At 69.8% G+C, this 22050-nt stretch carries 19 protein-coding genes; 14 read left to right on the top strand and 5 right to left on the bottom strand.

Annotation, left to right across the window (positions count from 1 at the left end; all coding sequences use genetic code 11):
• Positions 1–31 precede the first annotated feature (31 nt).
• The 9 genes from ACQEVG_RS05320 (at position 32) to ACQEVG_RS05280 (ending at position 10451) form a co-directional block, all read left to right on the top strand.
• Positions 32–1369, top strand: a complete 1338-nt coding sequence (locus ACQEVG_RS05320; RefSeq protein WP_432977768.1) for an ABC transporter substrate-binding protein — start codon at positions 32–34, stop codon at positions 1367–1369.
• 22 nt (positions 1370–1391) lie between these two features.
• On the top strand, positions 1392–2360 hold the full coding sequence (locus ACQEVG_RS05315; protein ID WP_432977765.1) for a carbohydrate ABC transporter permease: 969 nt from the start codon (positions 1392–1394) through the stop codon (positions 2358–2360).
• A 3-nt stretch (positions 2361–2363) separates the two neighbouring features.
• Positions 2364–3257, top strand: coding sequence for a carbohydrate ABC transporter permease (locus ACQEVG_RS05310; protein WP_432977762.1), 894 nt, complete (start codon positions 2364–2366; stop codon positions 3255–3257).
• A gap of 6 nt (positions 3258–3263) precedes the next feature.
• Positions 3264–4529 carry a 6-phospho-beta-glucosidase gene (locus ACQEVG_RS05305; RefSeq protein WP_432977759.1) on the top strand — a complete coding sequence of 422 codons (1266 nt, stop codon included), beginning with the start codon at positions 3264–3266 and terminating at the stop codon, positions 4527–4529.
• A complete protein-coding gene (locus ACQEVG_RS05300) occupies positions 4520–5515 on the top strand; it encodes an N-acetylglucosamine kinase (RefSeq protein ID WP_432977756.1) in 996 nt (331 codons plus the stop codon). The genes ACQEVG_RS05305 and ACQEVG_RS05300 overlap by 10 nt, the downstream gene beginning before the upstream one ends.
• Before the next feature lie 42 nt (positions 5516–5557).
• Positions 5558–6256 (top strand): phytanoyl-CoA dioxygenase family protein, encoded by a 699-nt coding sequence (locus ACQEVG_RS05295; protein ID WP_432977753.1) that lies wholly within the window; start codon positions 5558–5560, stop codon positions 6254–6256.
• Positions 6257–6575: 319 nt separating this feature from the next.
• Positions 6576–7967, top strand: coding sequence for a hypothetical protein (locus ACQEVG_RS05290; RefSeq protein WP_432977750.1), 1392 nt, complete (start codon positions 6576–6578; stop codon positions 7965–7967).
• An 11-nt stretch (positions 7968–7978) separates the two neighbouring features.
• Positions 7979–8986: a glutamate ABC transporter substrate-binding protein gene (locus ACQEVG_RS05285; protein ID WP_432977747.1), complete on the top strand. Its 1008-nt coding sequence runs from the start codon at positions 7979–7981 to the stop codon at positions 8984–8986.
• Positions 8987–9110: 124 nt separating this feature from the next.
• Complete coding sequence (locus ACQEVG_RS05280) at positions 9111–10451, top strand: hypothetical protein (RefSeq protein ID WP_432977744.1); 1341 nt, start codon at positions 9111–9113, stop codon at positions 10449–10451.
• 40 nt (positions 10452–10491) lie between these two features.
• Here the strand turns inward: ACQEVG_RS05280 and ACQEVG_RS05275 are convergent, their stop codons facing one another.
• Positions 10492–10803, bottom strand: a complete 312-nt coding sequence (locus tag ACQEVG_RS05275) for a hypothetical protein (protein ID WP_432977741.1) — start codon at positions 10801–10803, stop codon at positions 10492–10494.
• Positions 10804–10813: 10 nt separating this feature from the next.
• Between ACQEVG_RS05275 and ACQEVG_RS05270 the strand changes: the two genes are divergently transcribed.
• The 4 genes from ACQEVG_RS05270 to ACQEVG_RS05255 all read left to right on the top strand — a co-directional run bounded on the left by ACQEVG_RS05270 (position 10814) and on the right by ACQEVG_RS05255 (position 17364).
• Positions 10814–13177: a tetratricopeptide repeat protein gene (locus ACQEVG_RS05270; RefSeq protein ID WP_432977738.1), complete on the top strand. Its 2364-nt coding sequence runs from the start codon at positions 10814–10816 to the stop codon at positions 13175–13177.
• A gap of 3 nt (positions 13178–13180) precedes the next feature.
• Positions 13181–14581 (top strand): protein phosphatase 2C domain-containing protein, encoded by a 1401-nt coding sequence (locus ACQEVG_RS05265; RefSeq protein ID WP_432977735.1) that lies wholly within the window; start codon positions 13181–13183, stop codon positions 14579–14581.
• 121 nt (positions 14582–14702) lie between these two features.
• Positions 14703–16061, top strand: coding sequence for a vWA domain-containing protein (locus ACQEVG_RS05260; protein ID WP_432977732.1), 1359 nt, complete (start codon positions 14703–14705; stop codon positions 16059–16061).
• An 82-nt stretch (positions 16062–16143) separates the two neighbouring features.
• Positions 16144–17364, top strand: a complete 1221-nt coding sequence (locus ACQEVG_RS05255; RefSeq protein ID WP_432977729.1) for an FHA domain-containing protein — start codon at positions 16144–16146, stop codon at positions 17362–17364.
• 63 nt (positions 17365–17427) lie between these two features.
• On the opposite strand, the gene ACQEVG_RS05250 is transcribed toward ACQEVG_RS05255, so the two are convergent.
• Complete coding sequence (locus tag ACQEVG_RS05250; protein WP_432977726.1) at positions 17428–18414, bottom strand: methyltransferase domain-containing protein; 987 nt, start codon at positions 18412–18414, stop codon at positions 17428–17430.
• A 185-nt stretch (positions 18415–18599) separates the two neighbouring features.
• On the opposite strand from ACQEVG_RS05250, the gene ACQEVG_RS05245 reads away from it, so the two are divergent.
• Positions 18600–19004, top strand: a complete 405-nt coding sequence (locus ACQEVG_RS05245; RefSeq protein WP_432977722.1) for a globin — start codon at positions 18600–18602, stop codon at positions 19002–19004.
• Between the two features lie 32 nt (positions 19005–19036).
• Here ACQEVG_RS05245 and ACQEVG_RS05240 read toward each other — a convergent pair whose 3' ends face one another.
• From ACQEVG_RS05240 to ettA, 3 genes are read right to left on the bottom strand one after another with little or no spacing between them, the layout of a single operon-like run.
• A complete protein-coding gene (locus ACQEVG_RS05240) occupies positions 19037–19702 on the bottom strand; it encodes a hypothetical protein (RefSeq protein WP_432977719.1) in 666 nt (221 codons plus the stop codon).
• The gene (locus ACQEVG_RS05235; protein WP_432977716.1) at positions 19699–20139 is read right to left on the bottom strand and encodes an acyl-CoA thioesterase; all 441 of its coding nucleotides are present in this window, start codon (positions 20137–20139) and stop codon (positions 19699–19701) included. Before ACQEVG_RS05235 ends, ACQEVG_RS05240 begins: the two co-directional genes overlap by 4 nt.
• A 9-nt stretch (positions 20140–20148) precedes the next feature.
• Positions 20149–21813, bottom strand: a complete 1665-nt coding sequence (ettA, locus tag ACQEVG_RS05230) for an energy-dependent translational throttle protein EttA (RefSeq protein WP_432977713.1) — start codon at positions 21811–21813, stop codon at positions 20149–20151.
• Positions 21814–22050: the final 237 nt, after the last annotated feature.

Below are 22050 nucleotides of genomic sequence, written 5' to 3'. Positions count from 1 at the left end.
AGCCCTCGACCCGTCACAGGGAGACACCGTCATGTCCACACGCACCCGGAAGACGGCAGCCGCACTCGCCGCGACCGCCGCCATATCCCTGTTCGCCTCGGCTTGTACGGGCTCGAGCGACACCGCGGCCGACGACGACCCCAACGCCAAGACCACCATCACCTTCTGGCACGGCTGGAGCGCCCCCAGCGAGGTCAAGGCGATCCAGGAGAACGTCGTCCGCTTCGAGAAGGAACACAGCAACATCAAGGTCAAGGTCGTCGGCAATATGACCGACGACAAGATCAACCAGGCGCTGCGGGCCGGTGGTTCGAACGCCCCGGACGTCGTGAGCTCCTTCACCACCGACAGCGTGGGGAAGTTCTGCACCTCCGGCGCCTTCGTCAACCTCAGGCCCTTCCTCGAGAAGTCGAAGATCGACCCGGCCAAGGTCTTCCACAAGCCCCTGCTCGACTACACCCAGTTCGACGGCAACCAGTGCTCGCTGCCGCTGCTCAATGACGCGTACGGCCTCTACTACAACAAGGACGCCTTCAAGGCGGCCGGCATCACCGCCCCGCCGAAGACGTGGAGCGAGTTCGAGGAGGTCGCAGAGAAGCTGACCAAGCCCAAGGGCGACTCGTACGAACAGCTCGGCTTCATGCCGAACTACCACGGCTACGAGACCACCCCGATGCACTACGTCTCGCAGTGGGGCCCCACCTACTTCGGCGCCGACGGCAAGTCCAACATCGTCAAGGACCCCGCCTTCTCGAAGATGCTGACCTTCCAGAAGGGTCTGGTCGACAAGCTCGGCGGCTTCACCAAGCTGGAGAAGTACCGCAACACCTTCGGTGACGAGTGGGGCGCCAAGCACCCCTTCCACACCGGTCAGGTCGCCATGCAGCTGGACGGCGAGTGGCGGCTCGGCATGGCCAAGGACGCGAAGGTGAAGTTCGAGATCGGCACCGCGCCACTGCCCGTCGCCGACGACCAGGTGGCCGACTACGGCAAGGGCTATCTCTCCGGCACGATCATGGGCATCGCCTCCACCAGCAAGAAGCAGAACGCCGCATGGGAGCTGGTGAAGTACATGACCACCGACACCGACGCGGTGGTGGCCTTCGCCAACGGCATCCACAACGTGCCCTCCACGATCGACGCGCTCACGTCGCCGCAGCTGAAGATCGACCCGGCCTTCAAGACCTTCATCGACATCGCGCAGCACCCGAAGTCCAACACCACGCCGGCCAACGTCGACGGCGGCGCGTACCAGGTGACCTTCCAGGACTTCGGCTACCAGTACGAGTCCGGGAAGGCGAAGGACCTGCAGGCCGGTCTGGAGAAGACGGCCAAGCAGATCGACACCGACATCGCGAAGCAGAAGTAGCAGAGAAGACAGAAGGCAGACAGTGACTACGCACACGCTGCGGTCGAAGCGCCGGCAGTCCGGTCTTGTTGCGAAGCACAGAAGACAGGCACTGCGTACCGCGGCCTTCATGTCGCCCTGGCTGATCGGCTTCAGCGTCTTCTTCGCGTACCCGCTGATCTCGACCGTGTACTTCTCCTTCATGAAGTACGACGGCTTCCGGCCCCCCGTCTTCAACGGCCTGGACAACTGGACGTACGTCTTCAGCGAGTACCCGATGTTCTGGCCCGCCCTGCGCAACACGCTGTGGCTGGTGCTGGTGATGGTCACCTGCCGGGTCGCCTTCGGCCTCGGCATCGGACTGCTCATCACCAAGATCAAGACGGGCGCCGGGGTCTTCCGGACCCTGTTCTATCTGCCCTATCTCGCCCCGCCGGTCGCGGCGACACTCGCCTTCGTCTTTCTGCTCAATCCCGGTACCGGACCGGTCAATTCGGTCCTCGACTCGATCGGGCTGCCCACCCCGGGCTGGTTCACCGACCCCAGCTGGTCCAAGCCGGCCCTCACCGCGCTCGCGCTCTGGGGCATCGGCGACCTGATGGTGATCTTCATGGCGGCGCTGCTCGACGTACCGAAGGAGCAGTACGAGGCGGCGGAGCTGGACGGGGCCACGGCCTGGCAGCGCTTCCGCTTCGTCACCCTGCCGAACATCTCCCCGATCGTGATGTTCGCCGTGGTCACCGGAGTGATCCAGACGATGCAGTACTACACACAGCCGCTGGTGGCCGGAAAGGTCGCCTCCGGCATCATCGGCGGCAGCGGGCAGCAGTTCGAGCCCGGTTACCCCGAGAAGTCGACGCTCACGCTGCCTCAGCTGGTCTACAACGTCGGCTTCCAGCGCTTCGACTACGGCGCCGCGGCGGTCGTCGCGCTCGTCCTGTTCGTGCTCTCGATGGTCTTCACCGCGTTCCTGATGCGACGGCGCGGCGGCCTCGTACGGGTGGGTGACTGAGCCATGGCGCAGATTCTCGACAAGCCCGCCCCCGCCGTCATGAGCGTCGCCGGTGCCGAGCGCACCGCGCGCCGCAGGGCGCTGCTGCACTGGATCGCCGTGCACTCGCTGGGCGTCGCGGCCGCGCTCTTCTTCGTGCTGCCGTTCGTCTTCGTCGTCCTCACCTCGCTGATGAGCGACCAGCAGGCGCTCACCCGTGATCTCGTCCCGGACACCTGGCAGTGGGACAACTACCGCCGGGTGCTGGACACTCCAGGCTTTCTGACCTGGTGGAAGAACACGCTGCTGTACGCCGGTCTCGGCACGGTTCTGACCGTCGTCTCGTCCATCCCGGTGGCGTACGCGCTCGCCAAGTTCCGCTTCCGCGGGCAGCGTCTGGCCCTGATGCTCGTCATCTCGATGATGATGCTGCCGCCCCAGGTGGTCATCATCCCGATGTATCTCTTCTGGGCGAAGCAGCTGGACCTGGCCGGCACGCTGTGGCCGCTGATCATCCCGATGGCGTTCGGCGACGCGTTCTCGATCTTCCTGCTGCGGCAGTTCCTGCTCACCATCCCCAATGAGTATCTGGACGCCGCGAAGGTCGACGGCTGCAGTGAGTTCCGCACGCTGCTCAGGGTGGTGCTGCCGATGGCCAAGCCGGGCATCGCCGCCGTAGCGCTGTTCCAGTTCTTCTACGCCTGGAACGACTACTTCGGTCCACAGATCTACGCCTCGGAGAACCCGGCGGCCTGGACTTTGTCGTACGGCCTGGAGTCGTTCAAGGGCGCGCACCACACCGACTGGAATCTGACCATGGCCGCGACCGTGCTGGTCATGGCCCCCGTGATCCTCGTCTTCTTCTTCGCCCAGAAGGCATTCGTCGAGGGCGTCACACTGACCGGAGTGAAGGGCTAGATTTTCATGAAGCTCGCAGTCGTGGGTGGCGGATCCACCTATACCCCAGAGTTGATCGACGGCTTCGCCCGGCTGAGGGACACCCTCCCGATCAGTGAACTCGTGCTCATCGACCCCGCGGCCGACCGCCTGGAGCTCGTCGGTGGGCTGGCCCGGCGGATCTTCGCCAAGCAGGGCCACGACGGGAAGATCGTCACCACCTCCGACGTGGACGCGGGCGTCGCGGACGCCGACGCGGTGCTGCTCCAGCTCCGGGTGGGCGGCCAGGCCGCCCGCAACCAGGACGAGACCTGGCCGCTGGAGTGCGGCTGTGTCGGACAGGAGACAACGGGCGCGGGCGGTCTCGCCAAGGCGCTGCGCACCGTCCCGGTCGTGCTCGACATCGCCGAGCGGGTGCGGCGCAGCAACCCTGATGCCTGGATCATCGACTTCACCAACCCGGTGGGCATCGTCACCAGGTCACTGCTGCAGGCCGGGCACAAGGCCGTCGGGCTGTGCAATGTCGCCATCGGCTTCCAGCGCACGTTCGCGAAGTTCCTCGAGGTCGCCCCGGCCGATGTGCACTTGAACCATGTGGGTCTCAACCACCTGACGTGGGAGACAGGTGTGCGGCTCGGCGGTCCCGACGGCCCGGACATGCTGCCGAAGCTGCTGGCCGGGCACGGTGACGCGATCGCGGACGATCTGCGGCTGCCGCGCGAGGTGCTCGACCGGCTCGGCGTGGTGCCCTCGTACTATCTGCGCTACTTCTACGCGCACGACGAGGTCGTACGGGAGCTGAAGGCGAAGCCCTCGCGGGCCGCCGAGGTCGCGGAGATGGAGAAGCAGCTGCTCGAGATGTACGCCGACCCGGCGCTCGATACGAAGCCGGAGCTGCTCGCCAAGCGCGGCGGCGCCTACTACTCGGAGGCGGCCGTGGATCTGGCGGCCTCACTCCTCGGCGGGGGCGGCAGCCCGAACCAGGTGGTCAACACCGTCAACAACGGCACCCTGCCCTTCCTCTCCGACGACGCCGTGATCGAGGTGCAGGCGGCGGTCGGCTCGGGCGCCCCGACTCCGCTGCCCGTGCCGGAGCTCGACCCGCTGTATGCGGGGCTGATCGCGCAGGTCACGGCGTACGAGGACCTGGCGCTGGAGGCCGCACTGCGCGGCGGACGCGACCGTGTGTTCAAGGCGCTGCTGTCGCATCCGCTCATCGGCCAGTACGAGTACGCAGACGCGCTCACCGACAAGCTGATCGCGCACAACCGGGAGCACCTCACGTGGGCGTGAACGCATCGGTCCTCGCCATCGACGCGGGCAACAGCAAGACCGACGTGGCCGTCATCGGCACCGACGGCGCTGTACTCGTGTCGTCGCGCGGGCCCGGCTTCCAGCCGCCGAAGGTCGGCGTCGAGGCGGCGCTCGACGTGCTCGGCTCGACGGTCGGCGAGGCGCTGGCCACGGCGCGTGCGCAGGGTGCGGCCATCGACAGTGTCGGGCATGTGTCGGCCTGTCTCGCCAACGCCGATCTGCCGGTGGAGGAAAGGGAGTTGACGGCCGCTCTGCACGCGCGCGAGTGGGGCCGAACCACCGAGGTGCGCAACGACACCTTCGCGATACTGCGCGCCGGGGTCGACGAGCCGCGAGGCGTGGCCGTGGTGTGCGGGGCCGGCATCAACTGCGTGGGGATGCTGCCGGACGGCCGTACCGCCCGCTTCCCCGCGATCGGGAAGATCTCCGGGGACTGGGGCGGCGGTTCGGGGCTGGCCGAGGAGGCGCTGTGGTTCGCGGCACGGGCGGAGGACGGGCGCGGTGAGCCGACGGCGCTCGCGCGCACGCTCCCCGCGCACTTCGGCCTGGACTCCATGTACGCCCTGATCGAGGCGCTGCACCTCGGGCACATCGCGTCGGCGCGCAAGCATGAGTTGACTCCCGTCCTCTTCGCGACCGGTGCGCAGGGCGATCCGGTCGCCCGCTCGCTGGTGCACCGGCTTGCGGAGGAGGTCGTCGCGATGTCCACGGTGGCGCTGGGCAGGCTCGAACTGCTCGATGAGGAGGCGCCGGTGCTGCTGGGCGGGAGCGTGCTCGCGGCCCGGCACCCGGAGCTGGAGGAGCACATCGGCAAACTGCTGGCGGCCCGGGCGCCGAAGGCGGTCATCGAGGTGGTGACCGCGCCGCCGGTACTGGGTGCGGCGCTGCTGGGGCTCGATCATGTCGGGGCGCCGGCCGAGGCACGCGCCAGGCTGCGCGCGCACTACGCCCGGACGCCACGTTAATTGGGATGCGTCGCCCGTGTTCCCGCTATCAGGATCGGGGGCATGGGCGACTTACTGCGTGAACGATTCGATGCGGACGGGTTTGTGAAGCTCGAAGGGGCCGTTCCCGCGGATGTGGCGGCAAAGTGCGCCGCGCTCCTGTGGGCCGAGACCGGCTGCGACCCGGACGATCCGGCGACGTGGAGCAAGCCGGTCCACTGGGTGTGGGGCATGGGGCAGGAGCCGTTCCGGCAGGCAGCCAACATGCCTGTCCTGCATGATGCGTTCGACCGTCTGGTCGGGCCGGGGCGGTGGCAGCCGCGATCGGTCCTCGGGTCGTTCCCGCTGCGCTTTCCGCATGCGGAAGAGCCGGCCGACGCGGGATGGCACATCGAGGGCAGCTATCTGCCCGAGGGGGCGAGCACGTATTGGGCCAACCACCGCTCCCGCGACCGGGTGCTGCTGATGCTCTTCCTGTTCAGCGAGGTCGGCGAGGAGGACGCGCCGACCCGGATCCGGGTGGGATCCCATCAGGACATGCCTGGCGTGCTGGAGCCGTACGGGGAGGAAGGTGCCGCGATCATGGAGATCGGTCCGGAGATCGATGCGGCGTCCGCGCACCGGCAGGTGGTGTACGCGACGGGGCGGCCGGGCGATGTGTATCTCTGCCACCCATTCCTGGTGCACGCCGCGCAGCCGCACCACGGGACGCGGCCCCGGTTCATGGGGCAGCCCGCACTGCTTCCGGCTGCCTCGGCGTAGCGGCCGGCGCTGTGTGGGCGGTCCCAATGGTGTGGCGGTCGCAATGGTGTAGCGGCCCCAATGGTGTGGCGGTCGCAGTGGTGTGGCGTGGGCTCGCCGATACCTGGGCAGCGTCCGTGCAACGGGAACCGATCTACGCAGAGAAGCGTGTTCATGGTGGGGAGTTCGGACTGGCGGGATCCTGAATCGAAGCGAAAGGAACAAGATCCAGTCAATCCTGCTGTGATTGTCGGTCACTGCGGCCATACTGCTGGCCGGGGGACATCCCCAACCCGCCGCCGGGGGGCGGGCCGACGTCAGGGACCGAGGGGGAGGTCACGTGACATACCCGCCGAGTGTGCGCAGCGCACCTCAGTCGGCTCCGACGCATGCACCCGCACAGCCGCCGGGCCGGCCGCCCGCGCACCGCGGCGCCTGGGCCGAGGGCAAGGAGCGGCTGCGGGCGGCGGCGACGACCGAGCCGGGGCGGCTGCAGATCATCGGGGCTGTCCTGGCAGCGCTGGTGATTGTGTTCGGCGCGGTGACCGCTTTCGAGATCTCCGACCGGGCGGCCGCGGCCGACGATGTGGTGAGCCGCAGCCAGCCGCTGAGCGCGGACGCCGCGTCCGTCTACCGCTCCCTGGCCGACGCGGACACGGCGGCCTCCAGCGGCTTCCTGGCCGGCGCCGAGAAGGAGCCCGCGGCCCGCGAGCGGTATCAGAAGGACATCGCCCTCGCCTCCAAGCTGCTGGTCAAGGCCGCGACGAACACGGACAGTGCGAGCGAGTCCGGGCGGCAGATAGCCACCCTCAATGAGCAGCTCCCCCGCTATACGGGCCTGGTCGAGACGGCCCGTTCCTACAACCGCCAGGGCCTGCCGCTCGGCGGCGCCTATCTGCGGTATGCGAACGAGCAGATGACCAAGCAGCTGCTGCCCGCCGCCCAGAAGCTGTACGACGCCGAGACCGCCAGGCTGGACGAGGACGACGACCACGCCCGCTTCTGGCCCCTGTTCTCGCTCGCGGTCGGCGTGATCGCACTGGCCGCCCTCGCCTGGGCGCAGCGTCGCAACTACCTGCGTACGAACAGAGTGTTCAACCACGGCCTGCTCGCCGCCACTGCCGCCGCCACCGTCGTCCTGCTGTGGCTGGCCGTCGGACACATGGTGGCCCGCGCCGAGCTGAACGACGCAAAGGCGCACGGCCAGAAGTCCCTGAAGGTCCTCAACGACGCGCGGATCAACTCCCTGAAGGCACGCGCCAATGAGAACCTCACGCTGGTGGCGCGAGGTGCGGTGCTCACCGACGACGGCAAGAGCGACAAGTACGAGACGGACTACAGCACGGGCATGGACAAGCTCGGCACAGAGCTGAACGAGGCTCAGAAGCTCGCCGATGACACCGAAGGCCGCGATCCCGTCGAGGCAGCGGTCGCGAGCGTGTCCGAGTGGAAGGTCCGGCACAAGAGCGCCAGCACGACCGACAAGGCCGGTGACTACGTCGGCGCGCTGGACAAGGTCATCGGACCCAAGGCATCGACAGGTCAGTCCTTCGACCGGGTCGACGAGGCGCTGGCGAATGCGCTCGGGCATGAGCAGCGCGAGTTCACCCGTGCCGCCGAGGACGGGCGCGGCGCGCTGACGGGGCTGCCGATCGGTGCGGCCGCACTGGCGGTGCTGGGTGGAGCGGGCGCCGTGATCGGCATCAACCGCAGGCTTTCGGAGTACCGGTGAGAGGGGGAGAGATGACGAGCACGAGGAGCAGGTTCCGCGGCTGGGGCGGCGTCGCGGGGATGGCCGCGGCCTGTGCGCTGACCGCAGCCGTCACGCTGCTGCCGCTGTCCCACAGCGGCGCGGACGCCCCCGGCTCCAACTCGGTCGGCCAGGGCCCGGCCGGCACCACGCCCGCGAAGGCGGACAGCTGCACGGAACCGGAGCGCTCCCTGCCGTCATCGGCAGCCGGCGGGCCGAACATCGACGCGATCGTGCAGCGCGGCAAGCTGATCGTCGGCGTCGACCAGAACAGCTACCGCTGGGGCTACCGCAATCCGGCCACCGGTGGTCTTGAGGGCTTCGACATCGATCTCGCCCATGCCATCGCCAAGGACATCCTCGGCAAGCCCGACGCCATCATCTTCCGCGCCATCCCGACCAACCAGCGCATCCCCGCGCTGAACAACGGCACGGTGGACATCGTCGTCCGCACCATGACGATCAACTGCGCCCGGATCAAGCAGGTCGCGTTCTCCACGGCGTACTTCCAGTCGGGCCAGCAGGTCCTCGCCCCCAAGGGCTCATCCATCACCGGGTACGACAAGTCCCTGGCCGGGAAGAGGGTGTGCACGGCAGAAGGCTCGACGGCCTACGAAGAGCTGGAGAAGAAGTCCTTCGGCGCCACGTTCAAGGACATGCACGACGGGCAGCCGGGGGACGAAGACGTGTTCACCGTGTCCAACCAGCTGGATTGTCTGGTGCGGCTCCAGCTCGGCCTGGTCGACGCGGTCGTGACGGACAACGCCCTCGGGGCGGGCCAGGCGGCCCAGGACCCGGCGGTCGAGCTCAAGGGCGGCAAGCCCTTCACCACAGAGTTCTACGGTGTGGCCACCAAGCTCGGCAAGGACGACCTGGTGCGCCGGGTGAACAAGGTGCTCGACGACTATCGCAGGGGTCCGTGGACCGAGGCGTACAACAAATGGCTGGCCGCCGATCTGCCCGGGATAGCCGGGCCGCCCGCGCCGAAGTACCGGAGTTGACCAAGCCGCACTGCTGAACAAGCCGTGCGGCTGAACAGGCCCTACAGCTGAACAAGCGGACGCACAACTGAACTGGCCGTACAGCCGAACAATTGTCCTGCAGGGAAGAGCGGAGAGGTGATCGATGGGCGCGGCGGGATCCTCCCCCAGCTTCGCGGGGGGACCCCCGGGGCCGGTAATGGACCGGGACGAGGTGGACCGTGCGCTGGCGCGGCTCGGCGCGGAGCACGAGGCGATCGAGACGTCGCTCCTCGCCCTCCAGGACCATGCGGGCCGCAGACTCCTCGAAGGCGCCGAGCTCACGGGCGTCACCAAGGACCGCTGGGCCTCCACCGAGCTGGCGATCAGCCTGCTGTGGGGGTACTTCGACGCGTACACCGCCGCCCTGGAGGACACCCGTGAGCTGCGCGCCGGGCGGCGCTGGCCCAGCCGGGACGACCTGGTGGAGCTGACCGACCGGCTGCGTGGCCGCAGTGTCACGGTCGCAAGCTCCGCCACCCACCCCTCGCCCTCGATCAACGGACCCGCCAAGCTGTCCGAGCAGTTCACCCTCGAAGAGCTCGTCGCGCGGATGAACGAGCTGTATGCGAGCTCGCTGGACATGGTGGTCACCGCCGATTCGGTGTGGTCCGCGCTGCCCGCCCGGATAGACCTGCTCTCGGCCGAGCTGCAGCGCACCCGCTCACTCGCACACTCCGTCGGCGTACGGCCCGGGGAGCACCCGTCCGGCGACGAACTGGAGTCGATCACCCATGAACTGTCCACGCTGCGCGCCCAGGTGATCTCCGACCCGCTCGCCTTCTGGAGGTCCGCACCCGGCAGTTCGGCCCCGGGCGGCGGCCGCCCCGACACCGACCGCTACGACCGTGCGGCGCGCGCCCTTGAGGACATCCGCCGGGAGATCGAGGCCGTACTTCGCGTCAGGCAGGATTCCGAGGAGCGGCTGATCCGGCTGCGTGACGTGCTTTCGCGCGCCGACCGGACGCTGTCCGAGGCGCGCTCCGCGCGCGGCGAGGTGCTGGCGAAGATCGCGGCCTCCGAGGTGCCCGCGGTCAGCGGTCCGCCGACCGCGCTGCAGGAACGGCTCTCCACCGCCGCCGAATACCGCAGGCACTCCCAGTGGAACCGGCTCTCGCCGCTTCTGGAGTCCCTGGAGCGCGAGGCCGAGGACGAACTGCTGCGCGCCCGCGAGTCGTTGACGGCGGTCACCGCCCCCCTCGCGGTCCGCGCCGAGCTGCGCGGCCGGCTTGACGCGTACAAGGCGAAGGTGGCCCGGCACGGGCTTGCGGAGGATCCGCTGCTGATCGAGCGGTACGACGCGGCCCGCCGGATGCTGTGGAGCGCGCCGTGCGATCTGCGCGTCGCCGAGCAGGCGGTGTTGCGCTATCAGCAGGCAGCCGCTGAAGCACTGGTGCCGAGGCAGCCGGGACCCAGTGGGCCCAATGACCGAAGGGGGGATTCGTGAGCGAGAACAAGCAGTGCCAGCGCCCCGGTTGTGAGGGCTCCTACGAGGACATGGGCAGCGGTGAGCTGTACTGCGACACCTGTGGGCTCGCGCCCGTCGTCTCGTCGAGCGGCATGGTGTCCTCGCCGCCCACCGGCATCACCGGCGGCGGCCGGGGCTCCAGCTCCGCGCGGAGCAGTTCGCGCTCCTCGCGGGCCTCGTCGCGTTCGTCGACCTCGCGCCGTTCCGTCTCCGGGCGGCTTTCGCGCTCGCTGACCGGGAGCAGCACCTCGACCCGGTCCGTGTCGGTGCGCAGCTCCGGCAGCTCCACGGGTGCGTCCGGGCGCAACCGGCTGGGCGCGGGCCTGGTCACGGTGCCGGAGGTGCCGCGACCCGATCCGCGTTCCGCGGTGATGGAGAACCCCGAGGTCCCCGAGCGCAAGCGGTTCTGCTCGCGCTCCGACTGCGGGGCGCCGGTGGGGCGTTCGCGCGGTGAGCGACCGGGCCGTACGGAAGGGTTCTGCACCAAGTGCGGCCACCCGTATTCGTTCGTGCCCAAGCTCGCCCAGGGCGACATCGTGCACGGGCAGTACGAGGTGGTGGGCTGTCTCGCCCACGGCGGCCTGGGCTGGGTCTATCTGGCCGTCGACCGCGCGGTCTCCGACCGGTGGGTGGTGCTCAAGGGACTGCTGGACACCGGCGACCAGGACGCGATGGCCGCGGCGATCTCCGAGCGCCGCTTCCTGGCCGAGATCGAGCACTCCAACATCGTCCGCATCTACAACTTCGTGGAGCATCTGGACCAGCGGACCGGCTCGCTCGACGGATACATCGTCATGGAGTACGTCGGCGGCAAGTCGCTGAAGGAGATCGCCAACGAGCGGCGCAACCCGGTGGGCAAGCGGGATCCGCTGCCGGTCGGTCAGGCCTGTGCGTACGGCATCGAGGCGCTGGAGGCGCTCGGGCATCTGCACAGCAGAAACCTGCTGTACTGCGACTTCAAGGTCGACAACGCCATCCAGCAGCAGGACGAGCTCAAGCTGATCGACATGGGCGCGGTCCGCCGGATGGACGACGACGAGTCCGCGATCTACGGCACGGTCGGGTACCAGGCCCCGGAGGTCGCCGAGGTCGGCCCCTCGGTGGCCTCCGACCTGTACACCGTCGCGCGCACGCTGGCCGTGCTGACCTTCGACTTCCAGGGCTACACGAATGTGTTCGTGGACTCCCTGCCGGACCCGGAGAACATCAAGGTCTTCCAGACGTACGAGTCCTTCTACCGGCTCCTCGTGAGGGCGACGGACCCGGATCCCGCACGACGGTTCGCCTCGGCGCAGGAGATGGCGGAGCAGCTGACGGGGGTGCTGAGGGAGGTCGTCGCGATTCAGACGGGCCGGCCGCGGCCTTCGCTGTCGACGCTGTTCGGGCCGGAACTGCGAGTGACGGACACACAGTTGTTCGCCGAGCTGACAGGGGACGTTTCGCAGCTGGGGGCCCGCGCCGAGGGGACCTCGGGCCGCGTACGCGGCAAGCATGCCGGAGGGGGCGCCATCGTGGGCGGCGCGGCCGGGATTACGGGCGCCCCGCTGGTGCCGGGTGCGCGGGTGGGCGGTGCTGCCCTCCAACAGGGGGGCGGAGCCGTCGGATACGGGGCCGCCGGATACGGGCCCGGCACGGCCGGGAACGGGGGCGGCGCGCTGGTGCCGGGCGCCGGGATCGCGGGCGGCGGGATCGCGGGCGGCGGAGCCGCCAATGCCTCCGCCCTCGCCCCCCACCTCGCACCCCTCGACGCCCGGGCGACCTCCCTCGCCCTGCCCGTGCCGCGCGTCGATCCCAACGACCCCAACGCCGGGTTCCTGGCCGGTCTGATGGCCTCCGCGCCCGCCGAGCTGATCACCGCGCTGCACACCGTGTCCGCCGCATCCCCGGAAACCCGGCTGCGCGAGCTGCGCGCCCGGCTGGAGATGGGCGAGCTGGACTCCGCCGCGAGGGCGCTCGCCACTCTGGAGAGCGAGCACCCCGACGACTGGCGGATCGTCTGGTACCGCGGCCTCGCCTCCCTGGTGTCCGGGGACCACGACGTCGCGGCGCTCTCCTTCGACGCGATCTACGACGCGTTCCCCGGCGAGCCCGCGCCCAAGCTGGCGCTGGGCGTCTGCGCGGAGGTGCTCGGCCAGCTGGACAACGCCGCGGAGTACTACCGCCTGGTGTGGACGACCGACCCGAGCTATGTCAGCGCCGCGTTCGGCCTGGCACGGGTGCAGCTCGCGGCAGGCGACCGCGCCGGAGCCGTACGGACTCTGGAGTCGGTGCCGGAGGCGTCGATCCACTACACGGCCGCCCGCGTCGCCGCCGTACGGGCGCGGCTGCGGCGACGCGCCGCGCACGACCCGCTGATCGACGACCTGTCGGCGGCAGCGGCGCAGGTGGACGCCCTGAAAGACTTCGGTCTGGACGCGGTGCGCCGCGAGCGGTTGTCCACAGAAGTACTCGGCACGGCCCTCGACTGGGTACTCTCCGGTAGTCCCGGAGCCCCGCCGTCCGTGCCAATCGCACCGCACGCACCACACGCACCGCATCCGGGCAGCGCGCAGACCGTGCTGCTCGGCAGTGAACTGGACGAGCGCGGCCTGCGCTTCGGGCTGGAACGCTCCTACCGGGTGCTCGCCCGGCTCGCCCAGCGCGGCGAGGAGCGGATAGAGCTGGTGGAGCGGGCGAACCGCTTCCGCCCCCGGACGTGGGTGTGATTGATGGCGTCGCAGAAGCATCGGCCGACCGCCGGCTCGACATGCCCCGGCTGCGCGGAACCGCTGGAGACGGGTGACCTCTTCTGCGGTGCGTGCGGGTACAACCTCGCCGCAGCGCCCGCGCCGCAGCCCGACCGTCCCACCATGGCCATCGGCACGCCGGTCGCGTGGCCGACGGCCAGCGGGACGGACAGCTCCGGCAAGCCCGCGCCGGTGCAGCGGCCCGGCGATCTGCCGGGGACGGACTCGGGCGGCGGCCCGCTGTCGGCCTCGGCCGTACGGTACGACGGCCCGCCCGGCGACTCGCCGGCAGCTTCACCCTCAGTCCCGTCCAACGCCTCGCCCCAGGCCTCGCCCAGCGCCCCGCCGAACCCCGGCGGAGACTTCGAGCTCGCCGCCCCGGACCCCGGCAGCGCCGTCGCCGCCGACCCGCGCGCCGTGGAGCCCGTCACGCCCCCTTCCGGCGTCAAGCTGTGCGTGGCCTGCCGCGCCGGCCATGTCGACACGGACGGCTACTGCGAGAACTGCGGTCACGCCCAGCCCCGCGAGCGCGATCACATGGAGCAGGAGCTCGGCTCGGTCGCCGCGGTCAGCGACCGCGGCCTGCGCCACCACCGCAACGAAGACTCGTTCGCGGTCTCCTCCACGGCCCTGCCGGACGGCTCACCCGCCGTCGTCGCGATCGTCTGCGACGGGGTGTCGTCGGCGACCCGCCCCGACGACGCCTCCGCGGCCGCCGCGAGCGCCGCCAATGAGCTGCTGCTCGAGACGCTGCCGCGCGGCACCCACCCCCAGCAGGCCATGCACGAGGCGATCGTCGCCGCCTCCGAGGCAGTCAACTCCCTTGCCGCGAACCCGGGCCAGAGCGAGGCGATGGAGCACGATCCGCACCGCCATCAGAACGCGCCCGCGTGCACGATCGTCGGCGCGGTGGCCGCGGGCGGTCTGCTGGTGATCGGCTGGGTCGGCGACAGTCGCGCCTACTGGGTGCCCGACGACCGCAGCGGCCCGCCCGCCCGGCTCACGGAGGACGACTCCTGGGCCGCCCAGATGGTGGCGGCAGGCCTGATGAGCGAGGCGGAGGCGTACGCCGACGAGCGCGCCCACGCCATCACGGGCTGGCTCGGGGCCGATGCGTACGAATTGGAGCCGCACACGGCGTCGTTCAAGCCGGACCGCTCCGGCGTGGTCGTCGTCTGTACGGACGGCCTGTGGAACTACGCGGAGGCCGCCGATGACATGGCCCGCACGATCCCGGCCGACGCCGCGGACCGGCCGCTGCACAGCGCACAGGTTCTCGTCGGCCACGCGCTCGACGGCGGGGGCCACGACAACGTAACAGTGGCTGTCCTGCCGTTCACCGTGCCGCAGCAAGGGGCAGGATCGGCCTACAACAAGGCTTGAGCCCCTATTTGTCCGCCTCTTCCATCCGCCGAAACGGTCCGCCACGCTCGCGCCCGCAGACGCCCGTGTCAATTTCCTGCTGACCAACTCCGCCCGAGTGGAGCCTCAAGGAGCCGATCCGATGGCCAATTTCTCCAAGTCCCAGGTGCCGCAGTTCTCCGTCGAGGTGTATCAGAACGAATATCTGCCGGAGGGCGGCCGCGAGGTGAACGGGATCGTCACCGTCACCTCCACCGGGGGCGGTACCAGCGGCCGGGTTCCGCTCACCGGCGCAGCCCCCTCCCCCTCCGCCATACCCGGACAGTCGCCGGGCGCCGCCGTAGTGATCATGGTCGACTGTTCCGGCTCGATGGACTATCCGCCGACCAAGATGCGCAATGCGCGCGATGCCACGGCCGCCGCCATCGACATCCTGCGCGACGGCACCGCGTTCGCCGTGGTCGCCGGTACCCATGTGGCGAGCGAGGTCTATCCGGGAGGCGGCCGGCTCGCGGTCGCCGATGCGGGGACCCGCGCCCAGGCCAAGGACGCCCTGCGGCGGCTCACCGCGGGCGGCGGCACCGCGATCGGCACCTGGCTGCGGCTGACCGACCGGCTGCTCGCCTCCTCCGACGGGGCGATCCGGCACGGGATCCTGCTCACCGACGGCCGTAACGAACACGAGGAGCCGGAGGATCTGCAGGCCACCCTGGAGGCCAGCGCGGGCCGCTTCACCTGCGACGCCCGCGGAGTCGGCACCGACTGGGAGGTCAAGGAGGTCACCGGCATCGCCTCCGCGCTCCTCGGCAGCGCCGACATCGTCGCGAACCCGGCCGAGCTGGCCGCGGACTTCACCAGCATGATGGAGAACGCGATGGGCAAGGAGGTCGCGGACGTTGCGCTGCGGCTGTGGACACCGGTCGGCGTGGAGATCAAGTTCGTCAAGCAAGTGGCGCCGAAGGTGGAGGACTTGACCGGACGGCGCACCGAGGCCGGGCCGCGGTCCGGGGACTATCCGACCGGTTCCTGGGGCGACGAGTCCCGCGACTACCACGTATGCGTCACGGTGCCGGAGGCGGGAATCGGCCAGGAGATGCTGGCGGCCCGGGTCTCGCTGATCATTCCGGCCGCGGACGGCGGTACTCCGCAAGTGCTGTCGCAGGGGCTGGTACGCGCGGTGTGGACGGACGACATGGTGGCGTCCACCTCGATCAACCCCCAGGTCGCGCACTACACAGGCCAGGCCGAACTGGCACAAGTCATCCAACAGGGGCTGGATGCCCGCAAGTCGGGTGATATCGACGGCGCGACGGCGAAGCTGGGCCGCGCGGTGCAGCTCGCGGCGGACTCGGGGAACGAGGACACTGCGAAACTGCTTTCGAAGGTGGTGGACGTCGTCGATGCGGCGACGGGTACTGTGCGACTGAAGGCGAAGGTCGCGGAGGCTGACGAGATGACCCTCGAAACGCGTTCCACCAAGACGGTTCGTGTGAAGAAGTAGCCTGCCGAAACGCCTGGAAGCACCCAGAAACACCGATGTGAAACGGCCCTCGGGCCGGACGAGGAGAGGGGGAAGCGCCGACATGCCGACCTGCCCGAACGGACACCAGTCGGGTTCCGACGACTGGTGCGAGGTCTGTGGCCACCGCATGGCCGGTCCTGGCGCTCCCGCGGGTGCCGTTCCGCCGCCGCCTCCCCCGCCGCCGCCGGCCTACGGCTACCCCGGTCCCGGCGACCCGAACGCCACCGCCCAGGCCGAGCTCTGCCCGCAGTGCCGCACCCCGCGCGAGGCCATGGCCCCGTTCTGCGAGGAGTGCCGGTACAACTTCCTCACGCACACGGCGACGTCGTACACCCCGGTGGCTCCGCCCCAGCCGGTCGGTGGGCTGAACCTGCCGCCGGGCTTCCAGTCCCAGCCGGCACCCGGACCGCCGCCGCCTCCCGCTCCGCGGCAGCACGATCCGTACGAGTATCAGAGCTCGCGGCCCTCGCAGATGAACAGGCCCGCCGAGCCGCTGACGAACGAGCCGTCGGCGCGGCATCAGCCGTCCTTCCAGCAGCCTGGTCCGCCGCCTCCGCCGTCTTTCCAGCAGCCGCCGGGGCAGCCCGGACCGCCTGCGCCGCCCGGGTATCAGCAGTCGGCCCCGCCCGCGCCGCCGCAGCCGCAGCCGGGCGGCGGGGACGACTGGATGCTGTCGCCGCCCTCGCACACACAGGCGCCGCAGCAGCCTCAGGCACCGCAGGCTCCTCAGCCGCCGCAGCCGTTCCAGCAGCAGCCGTATCAGCAGCAGCCGCCCCCGTACGCGCAGCAGCCCGGCCCCTCGCAGAACCAGCAGAACCAGCAGGGCCAGCAGGGCCAGCAGCCGCCGTACCAGCAGGCCGGCCAGGGCGAGGCCTCCGCTGGCTGGACGGCCGTGATCGGACCCGACCGCGAGTACTTCATGGCGATGATGCAGCGCAGCGGTCCCGACGCCAGCGGCCTCAACCTGCCTGCGTACTCGCCCGAGCAGCATCTCCCGCTCGTCGGCAACCAGATCTCCATCGGCCGCCGCAGGCACTCCACCGGTGAGTCCCCGGACATCGACCTGTCCGTCCCGCCGGAGGACCCGGGCGTCTCGCACCAGCACGCCGTGCTGGTGCAGCAGCCCGACGGCTCCTGGGCCGTCGTCGACCAGAACTCCACCAACGGCACCACGCTCAACGGCGCCGAGGATCCGATCCAGCCGTATGTCCCGATCCCGCTGAACGACGGCGACCGGGTGCACGTCGGAGCCTGGACGACGATCACGATCCGCCGCGGCTAGCCGCAGCCGGTCACGCGGCCTCCGCAACACGGGCCGCCGACACGAGGCCTCCAACACGGGCCTCTAACTGGACGGATGCCCGAGGGGCCAGGCATAAGGCCCCTCGGGTTCGTCCAGCCAGGCCCATTGGTGCCGGCCCCTGACGGTGACCCCGAAGCGGTCCCGCTGCGGCCGCCGTTCACGTTCCCACAGCGAAAGCGCCTCGTGCGGATCGAGGCTGCCCGCGGTCAGCGTCAGCAGGAAGCGGAAGAGGTCGTTCTCGATTGCGCGCCTCGGCAGCCCGCCGATGTGCCCCTCTCGTACGGCCTCGCCGCCGCGCAGCGGCACAAAGTACGCCGAGGTCCGCAGAAAACGCCCCTCCGCGCTCCGGCCGCGGCTGTCGTCGCGCACTCGCAGCGCGATCAGCCCGGTGGACAGCGGGGCCAGGATCCGGGCCCCCGGCCGGCACTGCGGCAGCCAGTCGAAGGGCACGGACGGCAGCGTGCAGGTCGCGATGATGCGGTCGAAGGGTGCACGCGCCGGGCAGCCACGTGCGCCGTCCCCGGTGATCACGGCCGGGTGGTAACCCGCGGCCGCGAGATGCGTGCGCGCCGACTCGGTGATCTCCGGGTCCACGTCGACGGTCGTCACCAGCTCGTCGCCCAGCCGGTGCGCGAGCAGTGCGGCGTTGTAGCCGGTGCCGGCGCCGATCTCCAGGACCGCGTGCCCGTCCCGTACTTCCAGCACTTCGAGCATCCGGGCCATCAGCGAGGGCTGGCTGCTGGACGAGATCAGCCGTCCGTCGCGCACCCGGGTGGCGAGCGGCCCGTCCATGTACGCCTCGCTCAGCCAACGGGCACGGCGCCGCGGATCGGGGTCCTCACACCACAGACGCTCGTACGCACCGGCCCGGCTCACGAAGTAGTACGGCACGAACAGATGCCGCGGCACCTCCTCGAACGCCTCCCGCCAGGCCGGATCGCTCAGCCCGCCCTCGGCCACAATCGTCTGCACCAGCGAGCGCCGCGCCTCGGCGGCGGGCTCGGCGAACCGCTCCAGCTCCGTACTCATGCATCCACTGTCCTGCGGGGCCGCCGTCGACGCGAGCACCCGGGCGGGGGTGGTCCCAGGGCCTCGGTGCCCGGCCGGTCCGTCTGAGACGATGTACGTGTGCTGCATTCCCCGGGGGACGACCCCCGGACCCCCGGCCGGCACACCTCGGGGCTGACCAGAGACACATTGCGAGGCTTATTCACGTGAACGAGATTCCGCGCGGCACGCTTCAGCAGCAGACCTTCTTCGAGCAGGTCGGCGGCGAGGAGACCTTCCGGCGCCTCGTCCACCGCTTCTACCAGGGCGTCGCCGACGATCCGCTGCTGCGGCCGATGTACCCGGAGGAGGATCTGGGCCCGGCCGAGGAGCGGCTCGTGCTGTTCCTGATGCAGTACTGGGGCGGCCCGCGCCACTACAGCGACCACCGCGGCCACCCGCGGCTGCGGATGCGCCACGCGCCCTTCACCGTCGACCGGGCCGCGCACGACGCCTGGCTGAAGCACATGCGTACGGCCGTCGACGAGCTGGGACTCTCCGCGGAGCACGAAAAGCAGCTGTGGGACTACCTCACCTACGCCGCCGCCACGATGGTGAACACCGCCGACTGAACACGGCCGGCTGAGCACCGCGCCGGTGGAGGTCAACCGCGCCGGGCGGGGGTGACGGTCAGGCCGCCAAGGCCATTGGTGCGTACGGCGATCGACCCGAAGGGCGTACGCAGTCTGAGCCATGCGCCCGTGGACAGCAGGGCGACCGGAACATCCGGGCGCAGAAAACCGAGCGACTGGGCGGCGTGCACCGCACGCAGCGGAAGCCCGGTGGCGCCGACCGTGCGCGACCAGATCTCGCGCCCGATCCGGTCCCGCTCGGCGCGGGTGCGGCGCTCGGCGGGCAACTGCTCGTCGCGGGTGCGGAATTCGGCGACAGCGGCGGCGACAGCGCCGCGCATCGCGGTCACCTCGGGGAGCCCGGGAAGCTCCCGCCAGCCGCCGCGCGGCGGCAGCAGTCCGGCCCACGGCGGCCCGGTGACCGGCGCGGGCACGGTGAACTCCGCGCCTTCCAGAGACTCGAGCAGCTCACCCGCGGAGACGGTGACATCCAGCTCGACGGGGTCACCGAGGCGTGCCGTACGGATCGCGAGCACCTCGAAGGAGGGCGGGCGTCCGAAAACGGCGAGCGCGCCACCGCCGGCCTGGAGGCGGACGGCGGCGGCGCGGTCGTAGTGGATCAGCCGGGCGAGGAAGGCGGCGAGATCCTCCGCCTCGCTCGCATCGGCGAAGTGCAGACTCTGCACGGGCACGCTCATGCGGCGAGGGCACCCTCGTCGGCGTCGTCCAGATACTTCTGGAGGAAGGACTTCTCCTCCGCGCTGATCCGGCGCGGACGTTCGGCGGAGAGGTCGTAGGGCACGACGATGGTCGAGGCCCGCACATAGATCTGCGAGGGGCCCTCGGCGTCCTTGACCTCGTACGCGATGGTCAGCGAAGCCGCGCCAATCTTGGTCACCCACGACTCGATGATCACCGGCTCGTGCCGGTGGACCAGCGGCCGCTTGTACTCGATCTCGTGCCGGGCCACAACGGACCCGCCCGAGAACGACGGGGAGCCGTCCCCCGGCGCCAGCCGGAACATGAAGTCGATCCGCGCCTCTTCCAGATAGCGCAGGAAGACGACGTTGTTGACATGCCCGAAGGCGTCCATGTCCGACCAGCGGAGCGGGCAGCGGTAGATATGACGGGCCATTGGTGAACCTCAGCCCCGGGTGAGCTTCTTGTAGGTGGCACGGTGCGGACGGGCCGCGTCCGGGCCGAGCCGCTCGACCTTGTTCTTCTCGTACGACTCGAAGTTGCCCTCGAACCAGAACCACTTGGAGTCGCCCTCGTACGCCAGGATGTGGGTGGCGACGCGGTCGAGGAACCAACGGTCGTGGGAGACGACCACGGCCGCACCGGGGAACTCGAGCAGGGCGTTCTCCAGGGAGGAGAGCGTCTCGACGTCGAGGTCGTTGGTGGGCTCGTCGAGGAGCAGCAGGTTGCCGCCCTGCTTCAGGGTGAGCGCCAGGTTGAGGCGGTTGCGCTCACCGCCGGACAGGACGCCGGCCGGCTTCTGCTGATCCGGGCCCTTGAAGCCGAACGCCGACACATAGGCGCGGGACGGCATCTCGACCTGGCCGACGTTGATGTAGTCGAGCTCGTCGGAGACAACGGCCCACAGGGTCTTCTTGGGGTCGATGTTGGCGCGGCTCTGGTCGACGTACGAGATCTTGACGGTCTCGCCGACCTTGATCGCACCGGAGTCGGCCTGCTCCAGGCCCTGGATCATCTTGAACAGCGTGGTCTTGCCGGCGCCGTTCGGACCGATCACACCGACGATTCCGTTCCGCGGCAGCGAGAAGGAGAGGTCGTCGATGAGGACCTTGTCGCCGAAGGCCTTGGAGAGGTTCTCGACCTCGACGACGACACTGCCCAGCCGGGGGCCCGGCGGGATCTGGATCTCCTCGAAGTCCAGCTTCCGCATCTTGTCGGCCTCGGCGGCCATCTCCTCGTAACGGGCGAGACGGGCCTTGGACTTGGCCTGCCGCCCCTTCGCGTTGGAGCGGACCCACTCGAGCTCTTCCTTCAGGCGCTTCTGGCGCTTCGCGTCCTTCGCACCCTCGACCTTGAGACGCGAGGACTTGTTCTCCAAGTAGGTGGAGTAGTTGCCCTCGTAGGGGTGGGCACGGCCGCGGTCGAGCTCCAGGATCCACTCGGCTACGTTGTCGAGGAAGTACCGGTCGTGGGTGATGGCGACGACGGTGCCGGGGTACTTGGCGAGGTGCGCCTCCAGCCACTGCACGGACTCGGCGTCCAGGTGGTTGGTGGGCTCGTCGAGGAGCAGCAGGTCGGGGGCCTCGAGCAGCAGCTTGCACAGGGCGACGCGGCGCTTCTCACCACCGGAGAGGGTGGTGACGGGCCAGTCGCCGGGCGGGCAGCCCAGCGCGTCCATGGCCTGCTCCAGCTGGGCGTCGAGGTCCCAGGCGTTGGAGTGGTCGAGCTCCTCCTGGAGCTTGCCCATCTCCTCCATCAGCGCGTCGGTGTACTCGGTCGCCATCTCCTCGGCGATCTCGTTGAACCGGTCCAGCTTGCTCTTGACCTCGCGGACGCCGTCCTCGACGTTCTCCAAAACGGTCTTGGACTCGTCGAGCGGCGGCTCCTGCAACAGGATGCCGACGGTGTACCCGGGCGAGAGGAACGCGTCACCGTTGGAGGGCTGCTCCAGACCGGCCATGATCTTCAGCACGGTGGACTTACCGGCGCCGTTGGGGCCGACCACACCGATCTTCGCACCGGGCAGGAAGCTCAGCGTCACGTCATCGAGGATGACCTTGTCGCCGTGCGCCTTGCGCGTCTTGCGCATCGTGTAGATGTACTCAGCCAAGAGAAACCGTCCGGCAAGAAGTGGGTGGGCAGATACACCCCATCTTGCCGTACGTCCATCCCTCGATGGAAACCAGTACTGTCAGCGGCTCCGATCTGGCCTGCAACCGGCGATCGCACCGGTCCCTCTAGTTGACGTTGGTCGTCGTTGGTCACCCTTGGCGGCCCTCCGACGGCCCGCAGAGGGCCCGCAGAGGGCCCGCAGAGGGCCCAGGCGGCATGAAACGGCCCCGGCCAG

Origin of the sequence: Streptomyces sp. CA-135486 (assembly GCF_050936555.1) — a bacterium.
Lineage (GTDB): Bacteria > Actinomycetota > Actinomycetes > Streptomycetales > Streptomycetaceae > Streptomyces.
Note: the sequence above shows the minus strand (reverse complement) of the source record. Positions and strands in the feature narration are given on the sequence as shown.